9 protein-coding genes, 1 pseudogene and 1 riboswitch are annotated in these 10,634 nt (G+C 39.0%); all 10 genes and pseudogenes read right to left on the bottom strand.

The window, feature by feature from the left end:
* Nucleotides 1-164: 164 nt before the first annotated feature.
* Nucleotides 165-1,154 (bottom strand): 5-oxoprolinase subunit C family protein, encoded by a 990-nt coding sequence (locus tag E6X37_RS10070; protein WP_394802679.1) that lies wholly within the window; start codon nt 1,152-1,154, stop codon nt 165-167.
* Nucleotides 1,155-1,191: 37 nt separating this feature from the next.
* Nucleotides 1,192-1,935: a 5-oxoprolinase subunit PxpB gene (gene pxpB / locus E6X37_RS10065; protein WP_221741290.1), complete on the bottom strand. Its 744-nt coding sequence runs from the start codon at nt 1,933-1,935 to the stop codon at nt 1,192-1,194.
* Between the two features lie 74 nt (nt 1,936-2,009).
* Nucleotides 2,010-3,206 (bottom strand): NRAMP family divalent metal transporter, encoded by a 1,197-nt coding sequence (locus tag E6X37_RS10060; protein ID WP_316689781.1) that lies wholly within the window; start codon nt 3,204-3,206, stop codon nt 2,010-2,012.
* Between the two features lie 128 nt (nt 3,207-3,334).
* A complete protein-coding gene (locus E6X37_RS10055; protein ID WP_316689780.1) occupies nt 3,335-4,102 on the bottom strand; it encodes a LamB/YcsF family protein in 768 nt (255 codons plus the stop codon).
* A gap of 309 nt (nt 4,103-4,411) precedes the next feature.
* Nucleotides 4,412-4,558: a thiamine phosphate synthase gene (locus E6X37_RS10050; RefSeq protein WP_287526835.1), complete on the bottom strand. Its 147-nt coding sequence runs from the start codon at nt 4,556-4,558 to the stop codon at nt 4,412-4,414.
* 4 nt (nt 4,559-4,562) lie between these two features.
* A complete protein-coding gene (gene thiS, locus E6X37_RS10045) occupies nt 4,563-4,760 on the bottom strand; it encodes a sulfur carrier protein ThiS (RefSeq protein WP_008602700.1) in 198 nt (65 codons plus the stop codon).
* A gap of 23 nt (nt 4,761-4,783) precedes the next feature.
* Nucleotides 4,784-6,088, bottom strand: a complete 1,305-nt coding sequence (thiC, locus tag E6X37_RS10040; RefSeq protein WP_316689779.1) for a phosphomethylpyrimidine synthase ThiC — start codon at nt 6,086-6,088, stop codon at nt 4,784-4,786.
* A 78-nt stretch (nt 6,089-6,166) separates the two neighbouring features.
* A riboswitch (TPP riboswitch) is annotated at nt 6,167-6,274 on the bottom strand.
* A gap of 77 nt (nt 6,275-6,351) precedes the next feature.
* Nucleotides 6,352-8,505, bottom strand: coding sequence for an ATP-dependent Clp protease ATP-binding subunit (locus E6X37_RS10035; protein WP_278618757.1), 2,154 nt, complete (start codon nt 8,503-8,505; stop codon nt 6,352-6,354).
* A 293-nt stretch (nt 8,506-8,798) separates the two neighbouring features.
* Nucleotides 8,799-9,557 (bottom strand): annotated as a pseudogene (locus tag E6X37_RS10030) (YadA-like family protein); the annotation flags it as partial.
* Nucleotides 9,558-10,171: 614 nt separating this feature from the next.
* On the bottom strand, nt 10,172-10,634 hold a 463-nt coding region (locus E6X37_RS10025), incomplete at its 5' end, for a hypothetical protein (RefSeq protein WP_316689777.1).

The following is a 10,634-nucleotide window of genomic DNA, read 5'->3' as shown; positions in this document are numbered from 1 at the left end:
TAACGAAGAGATAAAATGAATATAAATTCATAATCATTATTTTAAACTTGTTTTATAAGATTATATTTTCCCACCACCTCATCAATTCATCTTACATTACATAACAAAAAGCTATCTCATAGAAATAACAATCTACAAGATAGCTTTATTGCTAGTTTATATAATTAAATAGGGAAAACCAATTGAGTTACATTAAAGGCATATACACTTTGTTCGTGTGCTAATTGTATGCGCTTATGTAAGCGTTTCATATATGTACGATATATCGCTTGTGCTTCTTCGACAGATACGATATCAAAATGAATTCCATCCCCCACTGGTAATTGGCTTAACCTAGGTAAATCTGCCGTAATCACAGTACCAATCTTTGTATAGCCACCTGTTGTTTGCCGATCTGCCATGAGCACTATAGGGTTTCCATCAGAAGGAACTTGGATAGAACCAAATACAGCGCCATCGGAGATAATATCCGCACCATCTATATGCTCTATAACAGGGCCATCCAAGCGAAAGCCCATGCGATCACATTGTACAGTCAATGTATATATTTTACTACCAAAGGTCTTAATCCCTTTCTCTGTAAAATACTTTGCTTGATTTCCGAGAACAACACGCAAAGGTTCGTGACACTCACGGCCGCCGCGGTTATATAAGGCGATATTGAATAAGTTATGACCATCATAGAAGTCGCACACATTCACTTCGTCTCTAGTAAATGCTTTAATGCCAAACTGATCACCTGCTTGTAACGGTCTCCCCTCAAGGCCACCTATCTTAGCCTTTGTATGAGTCGATACGCTACCATTAATAGTAGGAACATCAATACCGCCTGAGAAAGCAATATACATACGCACGCCACATTGGCTAAAGCTACCAGAAATAATATCTCCTTCGTGACATATAAAAGGTATGTATCGAGGCACGACTATATTATTAATAGTGGGGTGCATATCAGCCCCTGTAAAAGCAACAATACATGTACCTTGAACCGTTAGTGTAGGCGGTAATACGGTACACTCTAAAGCCCCTAGAGGCTCCTTGTTTCCTACTAAAGCCTGCCCCAATAGATAGCTTTCACTATCCATAGGACCCGCTACAGGCATACCATATTGTTGATAGCCAACTCGTCCTGCATCTTGAATCGTTGTATACATCCCTGGTCCATCTACGTGGATTGAAGCTTTCTTAAAACTATTTAAAGCCACGCAAATCACCTACCTCTACTTCATGTACAACAGGAACATAAGCTGAACCTAAAGATTTGATGCGATAAAACTCAGTATCATCGATGGGCACATAACGAACGTAGTCCCCTGCTCTTAATAATGCAGCTTGTTTTTTAGACATATCATACATAGTCACAGGTGTGCGCCCAATGATCTGCCATCCCCCTGGAGAATCTGATGGATATGTGCCAGTCTGTTCTCCTGCAATACCTACAGACCCGGCAGGAATCAAAGTTCTTGGCGAAGACAACCTCGGAGTTGCAATGCGAGGATCCATTCCACCTAAGTAAGTAAAACCAGGAATAAAACCTAACATATAAACCAAATAATCAGTACCACTATGAATGGATACAACCTCAGCTTCACTTATATGATTGTGAGAGGCTACAAAGCCTAGATCTGGACCATACTCGCCACCGTATATGGTCGGGATTTCAACAATCGTAACACGTTCATTTGCGCTGTCTGTTACAGATTCTTGTAATATAGGATTAATAGTTCTACAAATGTCGGAATACGTATATACCATTGCATCATATTGAACAAGCAATGCACAGTATGTAGGAACTAGTTCAATAATTCCATCTAGCTGTAAGAGTTTAATCTGCTCTATAACTTGTCGGATTTGTCGATTAATCTTTGGATCTATTGCTTGACCAAAATCAATAGAGATAGCGCAATCCCCTACAGGTGAAATTGTAGGTTTCATATGTACCTCCTGCTATAACTAGAAAGGACCATCACATTCAAGACGAACGTAATGGTGCTTTCACAGATAATTAATTAACCTAGTAACTTAGCAATGCCTTTTAAAGATGTAACACCAATGTAAGATGTTACGAGCACTACAATCCACCCTGTATAATATAAAAGTTTATTGTGTTTATATATTCCTACGATTTCAGATTTATGAGTTGCGACAAGCATAACTGCCAATGTAACAGGTAATATTAACCCATTTACAGAACCGGCTAAAATCAATAGAGATGCTGGTTTACCAATAAAAATCAGGATACATGTGGAAATAAAGATAAATGCCATAATAGTCAATTTTTCATTTCGTTCTACCACCTTAAACAATGTTTTTAAGAAGGATACTGATGTGTAGGCAGCCCCTACTACAGAGGTCAATGCGGCACAGAAGAACACTATACCGAATAATTTATGCCCGATTTCACCAGCTCCTAAAAGAAAAGCAGAACCAGCTGGGTCTTTAGCATCTAGTACAAATCCCATAGATACCACACCAAGAACAGCTAAGAATAATAATATACGAACTAGCGCATCAACAGACATGCCCATAATCGCTGCACGACGTACATCCTTTAAATGTTCTTGCCCTGTAATACCAGCATCAATAAGGCGATGACCACCAGAGAATGTTATATAGCCACCTACGGTCCCTCCAATAAGAGTTATCGTAGCAAGCCACGGATAATTCGTAGGTACTATCGCATGAGTCACTGCTGTCCCTACCGGGGGATTCGTTGAAAATGCTACATAAGCAATGAGGACGAGCATAACCGTACCGAGTACTTTAGCCGTATTATCTAGAACACCACCCATCTTCTTAGATGTAAATAGTAAGATGCCCAAAATACCACTAATAGCGGCTGCTGTTGTTGTGTCGATACCAAATATAATATTGAGGCCCATAGAAGCACCACCAATATTACCGATATTGAAGGCTAATCCACCAAGGGAAATTAAAAATGCCACTATATACCCAAGGCCTGGTAATACCTTATTCGCAATATCTTGACCGCGCATTTGGGATACGCCAATAATTGTCCACACATTAAGCTGTGCAATAATAGAGAAAATAACGGATACAACGATAGCAAATGCAAAGTCTGCTTTCAACTCATTTGTAAACGCTGCTGTTTGCAACATAAAGCCAGGCCCAATAGATGACGTGGCCATTAAGAAAGCTGCCCCTAATAGGACAGAAAAACTCGCTTTACCTGTAATTGGTTTCATAGGAACCTCCAAAATAATAATTAATCTATGTTATACTTATTGCTTATAGCTCATACTTGCTTTTAATACTTATATTCGTATTTTCTGTTAGTATTAATTAAGCATTTATTTTAATGTTCTTAATAGTGTTATCGGTGTTGAAAATTCGCCACCGTTATACCAGCTTTTGATAGCCCTTCCCGAATATACTTTGTGAAAGCTATCGCTTCAGGATTATCTCCATGAACACATATGGAGTCAGCCACAATATCAATGATCTTCCCCGTATTAGTAACAACCTTACCCTTTGTAACCATCATGAGAACTCGGTCTAAAGCCTCTTGTGGGTCTTTGATGAAAGCACCTACTTCTGTACGAGGAACCAATGTTCCCTCCTCTGTGTAGCCACGATCGGCAAACACCTCCTGTATAACAGGAATACCTCGTCGCTGTGCCTCTTGAGCAATATAGCTACCGCTCAATACCATAGCCGCAATTTTGGGATTTACTGCTTGTAAACCATCTAAAATTGCATCAGCTATTACAGGCGTAACACAAGCTGTATTGTAAAAGGCACCGTGTAACTTCATATGCTGTAAAATAAGGTCATGGCTATCACAAAAAGCTTGTAGTGCGCCCAGTTGGTATATCATATAGGCTTTTGCCTCAGCAGGACTTACTGCCATCGCACGACGACCAAATCCCATCAAATCTGGATAACCAGGATGCGCCCCTACGGCAACTCCTTTTTCTTTACATATACAAACAGTCGCATCCATAATAAGAGGATCTCCAGCGTGCCAACCACAAGCAATATTAGCACTCGTTACGTGATTTAATACTTCACTATCCATACCTAATGTATAATTACCAAAACTTTCGCCTAAATCACTATTTAAATCTACATAATGAGACATATACTATTACCTCTCCATCTTCATCTATTTTATAAATTCTATAGAATATCGAATTTAATGATACGATTATACTAAATAAACCTATATCTTAGCAAGGATATTTATCAAATCTACAAAATTATTTTATAAATACAAAAACCACAAGATTAAAATCTTGTGGTTTGTATGTATACTCTTTTTTATCTGACCCTACTATATCCCATCATGAGCTCATAAATAGTATTTTGTATATTATCCGATTCTGTTATTTCAGAAACGGCACAAATAAAATCGGGATGCGCTTGCCAAACGATATCAGTATTTGTCGTTTTAATCCCCCCCAATAGCAACAATAGGAAACTTACTAAATTGCTTTGCCCAATATACATAAGAAATTCCTACAGGATTAGCATTGGGTTTTGTCTGTGTAGAAAAAATAGGCCCTACCCCAATATTACCTATAGTAAATGTATCCAATATATCAATTACCTCCTACAAAGCTAACGATTTCTAATCTGTCAGCAGCCGTTAATTTAGTGGTTGTATATGCTTCCTTACTAAGAATCTCTCCATTAAGCTCAACTACAAAGTGTTTACCAGAATAGCCTAATTCATCAAGAATCAAATGAAGTTGCTCACCTACAACATACTTTGGCTCTCCATTAACAATCAAATCCATAATGACCTCCCATATGAAAAAGCTTATAAAATATCAATATATTCTTCTTGTAAAGCTTTATTCATACTGCGTACAGCACAAAACTTGCCACACATCGAACAGGTTTCACTATGGTCTTCCTCCGGTGCTCTACTTTCACGAATAGAACGAGCCCGTTCCGAATCAAGGGCACAAGCATATTGTGCCTCCCAATCGAGAACTTGACGTGCCTTAGCCATAGTGTCATCTATATCTCTTGCATTAGGAATACCACGAGCAATATCTGCAGCATGCGCCGCTATTTTGAAAGCCATAATTCCGTCTTTTACATCATCTGCATTTGGTAAGGCTAAATGTTCCGCTGGTGTAACGTAGCATAAGAAGGATGCACCATACATACCCGCTACAGCGCCACCAATAGCAGCCGTAATATGGTCATAGCCTGGAGCAATATCTGTGACGAGCGGTCCCAACACATAGAATGGCGCTCCATCACACAAGGACTCTTGTATCTCCATATTCATTTGTATTTGATGTAAAGGTACATGCCCAGGTCCTTCAATCATAGCTTGTACACCATATTGTTTCGCTCGTTTTGCCAATTCACCAAGCCTTACAAGCTCTTCAATTTGGCACACATCAGTGGCATCCGCCAAGCAACCTGGACGACAAGCATCACCTAAAGACAACGTAACATCATATTCTTTGCAAATCTTTAAGATTTCATCATAGTATTCGTAGAATGGATTTTCATGGCCTGTCATGCTCATCCACGCAAATACCAAACTACCTCCGCGGCTAACAATATTAAGCAACCGTTTATGATTCTTGATTTGATCTATTGTTTTCCTCGTAATACCACTGTGGATAGTAATAAAATCTACACCATCTTGAGCGTGTAATCGGATAGTGTCCAAGAAGTCTTGAGCCGTTAATTCACCCAAATCTTTATGATGATGAATAACACTATCATAGATAGGCACCGTACCAATCATTACTGGCGATGTCTCGATTAATTTACGTCTAAAAATACGAGTATCACCATGAGTTGAAAGGTCCATGATCGACTCTGCTCCAAGTCGAATGGCTCGATTAACCTTTTCAATTTCACTATCATAATCAGTGACATCTTTCGATGTACCTAAATTAACATTGACTTTAGTTCTTAGACGCTTACCAATCCCCTCAGGCGAAATGCTAGTATGTTGCTTGTTACAAGGAATAACAACCTTTCCTGCTGCCACTAGGGAACATAACACCTCTTCATCCATACGTTCTTTTTCCGCGACTACTTTCATTTCCTTCGTAACTACGCCAGCTACAGCCGATTCCAATTGTGTCATAAACATTTTTACATCCTCCTATATAAAAGACATATATAGTTAGGTATGCAAAAATGGGTATCGAACAAAATGATCGATACCCGTATTAAGTATTAGCGTGCTTCCTACGCGGGCATGATCCCGATCAGGTATAAAGGTCAGGTGCTCGCAGCCCTTTCTCAGCCTATATAATAGGCTCCCTTGCATACTCACTATATAATTATGCTATTAATATTACTACTTTATTCAGATTTGTCAAATGATTATTCCGACACTTATACGTCTATTGTTTATTTCTCAGCCTTATCTTGGTCTTTACTATCATCGGAATCTGCTTTTTCAGAGATTGCAATGTGTCCATCCTTAACATCAGCAAGCAAGTGTTTTACATCGATATTATCCAAGTAGAAATCTGTTACATTATCTCGGATTTCAGATTCCACAACACGGCGTAACGGACGAGCGCCCATAGTTTTATCATACCCTTGTTCCATCAACAATTCTTTAGCTGCATCAGTTACATCAAGAGTAATGTCTTTCTTAGCCAAAGTCTTATTAACTTGATCGAGCATTAAATCTACGATTTTTTTCAAATCTTCTTTGCTTAATTGATTGAACTCGATAACTGCGTTGAAACGGTTCAAGAACTCTGGACGGAAGAATGGCGCGATGCGTTCCATTACATCTACTTTATTTTCATCATCACTGTCATTACCATAACCGAAACCTGCATTGGATGTAGCGATGATAACAGTATTTTTAAAGTTTACTGTGTTACCTTGACCATCTGTTAAGCGACCATCGTCCAATACTTGTAAAAGTAATGTAATAACTTGAGGGTCTGCTTTTTCGATTTCATCGAATAATACGATGGAATAAGGATTACGACGTACGCGTTCAGTCAATGTATTAGAGTTATCTTCATAACCAACATAACCAGCTGTAGCGCCGATTAATTTAGATACGGCTGTGCGATCACTATATTCGGACATATCCAAGCGAATGATTGCATCTTTGTTACCAAACATATCTAAAGCTAATTGTTTAGCTAATTCTGTTTTACCTACGCCAGTAGGACCTACGAATAAGAAGCTACCGATTGGACGGTTACCTTCGTCAAAGCCTGCACGGTTACGACGAATTGCTTTAGATACAGCTTCTACTGCTTTATCTTGACCAATTACATGAGCTTCTAAACGAGATTTCATGTCTTTCAAGCGTTCGATATCGGATGCTCCCATTTGAGATACAGGGATACCTGTCATTCTTTCAACGGCTTCTGCTACATCGTTAACCTTAGCCACTACCTTTTGATTTTCTGTATGGTTATCAAGCTCTGCTTGTAACTTTTGAATACGCATTTTTTCATTAATCGCAGATTCATAGTCTTCTTTTTGAGCATATTCCTCTTGTTTTGCTTTAGCATCTGCAATATCGGCTTCCAATGTTTTAATATCTGTTACAGGATGTTGAGATGCCAAGTGAGCTGCTGTTACATCGATTAAATCGATAGCTTTATCAGGCAAGCTACGTTGTGGAATATATTGTACGGAATAATCTACAGCTGCTTTCAACACCGCATCTGGCAATTCAATATTATGATGCGCTTCGTACAATGGACGAATGCCTTGTAAGATTTTGAAAGTATCCTCTGCAGATGGCGCATTTACCTTGACTTCATTAAAACGACGAGCGAGAGCCGCGTTTTTCATGATTGTATTACGGTATTCATCTTGTGTTGTAGCACCAATAACAGTCATTTCACCACGAGACAAAGCAGGTTTTAAGATATCTGCCAAGCCTTTGGACCCTTGACCATCACCTGTGGAACCAGCACCCAAAATTTGGTGAATTTCATCGAAGAACAAAATAATATTGCCAGCGGCTTTTACCTCTTTAATAAGGTTTTGAATATTTTCTTCGAAAGAACCACGGTATTGAGTACCAGCTTCCAATCCGGAAATATCAATGGAAATGATTTCTTTATTTTTAATAGCTGCTGGAACATCACCATTTACAATAGCTTGTGCCAAGCCTTCTACTACTGCAGTTTTACCAACACCAGCATCACCTACAAGTACAGGATTATTTTTAGTACGACGTGCTAAGATTTCTGCTGTTTCTTGGATTTCTTTATTACGACCAATTACAGGATCAAGTTTACCATCACGAGCTTGTTGAGTTAAGTTTGTCCCCAAACGAGCAAGGATACCATCTTGTTTAATTTTACCTTGTTGCGCAGCTTGAGCAGCTTGCATTTCTTCATTAGATGGTAATCGACCAGTTTGACGATAAAACGCAAATTCTTCTGGAGTTACTTCGCGACCATTAATCTTATAACTACGTCGTTCTGTGGAATAACCACCCATATTACCCATCAATTGATTAAACAAATCATTCATGCTAGAAAATTCATTACCAAAGTTGTTAAAGTTGTTGTTCATATATTTTACCCCCTCATACATCATAGAGTTTAACTATTTGACTAATACTATTTTTACTGGGTTTATTTACCCTACGACATTATAATAACCCTTAAAAGTCAAAAAGTCAATAGGTCAAAAGATAAATTTTCAAAATATTTTGACTTTTTTATTTGAACAACAAAAAAGGTTCCGTATTTCAGTTGCGGCTTATCGGCCATCAACTTCCTACGGAACCTTTTTCCTTTACGACATCGGATAACACTACAAGAATGTTATAACGAAATCATCATTTTAATTACTATATTTAGTTATTAACCTTTAGTTGCTAGTAAACTATTAACCATAGCTTTCAACGATTCGATTTCAGCTTGTTGTTTATCCAATACTTCCTTCTGTCTACTATTCTCTTGTTTCAAAGAGGTCATTTCATCTTGCATCACATAAATGGAGCTGATTGGACCACCTTTGTAGCGTTCTGGTACAGCTTTTTTAGCATCGCTGTTACCAAACTTGTGAGTATAACCGGCATTGATCATATTATGACGTCCACCTACGGAAACACCCACGTTGAACATTGTATCTTCATTAGTATAATGAGCAAGACCTAATGCTGCTGCACTCTTACCACGGTAGTTACCATATCCAGCCATAACTTGAGTTGGTTCCAATGGATCATATTGAATTGGTTTCAACGCTGACATAGCCGCCGCATGAGCGCCTACTTGTTGTGTTTCGGATTCAACATTAGCAATTGCATTAGCAAGCTGAGCATTAGTTTTTTTCAATTGACCAAGGTTAACCGCATCTGTATCTGCTGTACCAGCTGCAACACCCTTGATTTGATTGTTGCCATTATTCAAGCCTTCAGTAGTTAAAGACACTGTACCAGCATTTGGATTTTGCGGATTAGCAGGTGTGATAGTCACGCCAGAACCATTTACAACAGAAGTATTTCCTGCTGCATCTTTGCTTTTAATAATGTCACCTTTCATAACAGTAGATGCACCATTATCGTCCTTCACTTCCACACTAGACAAACCATTCAAATCTTTAGCTAATTGTACTTGTAACTTACCGTCTTTTGCATTAACACCGATATTGTTATCGGACAATTTTGCTACATCAGCACCACCAACGATTTCAAGTTTTTCATTCAAGGTCTTATCGATAACTGTATTCCCATTATCACCAGCGAAATGTAAACCATCATTCATAGTCGCTACGGTTTCTTTTACAGGATTGCCTGCTGCGTCTTTCGTTTCATAAACGATACGATCTTTACCAGCACCAGTACCTGTCAATCCGTCAGCACCTTTAGCCGCTGTGATAGATGCATTCGCACCATCTTTACCGCGTACGCCCATAGTGCCGTCAGCACCGTTCAATACAACGCCCGGTTTATCATTTGCCACATCACCTACGGATACACTTTCAAGGCCTGTCATATTTTTATTCAAGGAATACGTGAAAGTAGTACCTGTTTGGTCAATAGTGAGGTTATCACCGGCACGGAATTCTACTTCCGTTTTATCGCCAACTTTAGTTGCTGTATTATTGCCTGTCGCTTGGCCTGTGCCTATAGCACTGCTCTTTGCCATCCAGCCGAAGTCTGCTACCTTATCTTCTACGGCCATTACACGAGTATCTACCGCTTGGATTTGGTCTTCTGTCGCTGCTTGACCGCTCACAGGAGCCTGTCCGCGAGTCCAAGTCTTATTAGATAAACCGTCGCTTTAAGATCTTTGCCTTCTACAGTGCCTTCGGATGTAATATTACCTTTAGCCTTGATGCTACCATCAGTTCCATCAAGAACAATATTACCATTACCCAAATCAACTTTATCAGCCAATTTGATATCGTAATTCGTATGACCATCAGCAGGATCTACAGTTTTTTCTAGCACCAAATTCGGAGTTTCTGTATCTTTCTTATTAACAGATACTGTCGTTTTAGATGCTGCAGCTGCTTTCTTCACATCACCGATATTCGCCGCATTAGTATCAACATCACCACCGCTCGCTACATTGGAGATGACTTTACCACCATTGTTTAAGCCTTTATCGGTAAGAGATATTTCATTCGTACCTGGATTAATGGTCATGCCTTTAGGACCATATTGAGTTGTATTCGTACCGTCTGTCACAGTC

This window comes from Veillonella parvula, assembly GCF_032550495.1.
In the GTDB taxonomy this organism is placed as follows: Bacteria; Bacillota; Negativicutes; order Veillonellales; family Veillonellaceae; genus Veillonella; species Veillonella parvula_G.
Note: the sequence above shows the minus strand (reverse complement) of the source record. Positions and strands in the feature narration are given on the sequence as shown.

What these genes read in the sequence shown, in the direction of transcription:
- thiC (WP_316689779.1), bottom strand. Translation starts at nt 6,088, where the DNA reads ATGTTTATGACACAATTGGAATCGGCTGTAGCTGGCGTAGTTACGAAG.
- thiS (WP_008602700.1), bottom strand. Translation starts at nt 4,760, where the DNA reads ATGGATTTGATTGTTAATGGAGAGCCAAAGTATGTTGTAGGTGAGCAA.
- pxpB (WP_221741290.1), bottom strand. Translation starts at nt 1,935, where the DNA reads ATGAAACCTACAATTTCACCTGTAGGGGATTGCGCTATCTCTATTGAT.
- E6X37_RS10035 (WP_278618757.1), bottom strand. Translation starts at nt 8,505, where the DNA reads ATGAACAACAACTTTAACAACTTTGGTAATGAATTTTCTAGCATGAAT.
- E6X37_RS10055 (WP_316689780.1), bottom strand. Translation starts at nt 4,102, where the DNA reads ATGTCTCATTATGTAGATTTAAATAGTGATTTAGGCGAAAGTTTTGGT.
- E6X37_RS10070 (WP_394802679.1), bottom strand. Translation starts at nt 1,154, where the DNA reads ATGTATACAACGATTCAAGATGCAGGACGAGTTGGCTATCAACAATAT.
- E6X37_RS10060 (WP_316689781.1), bottom strand. Translation starts at nt 3,206, where the DNA reads ATGAAACCAATTACAGGTAAAGCGAGTTTTTCTGTCCTATTAGGGGCA.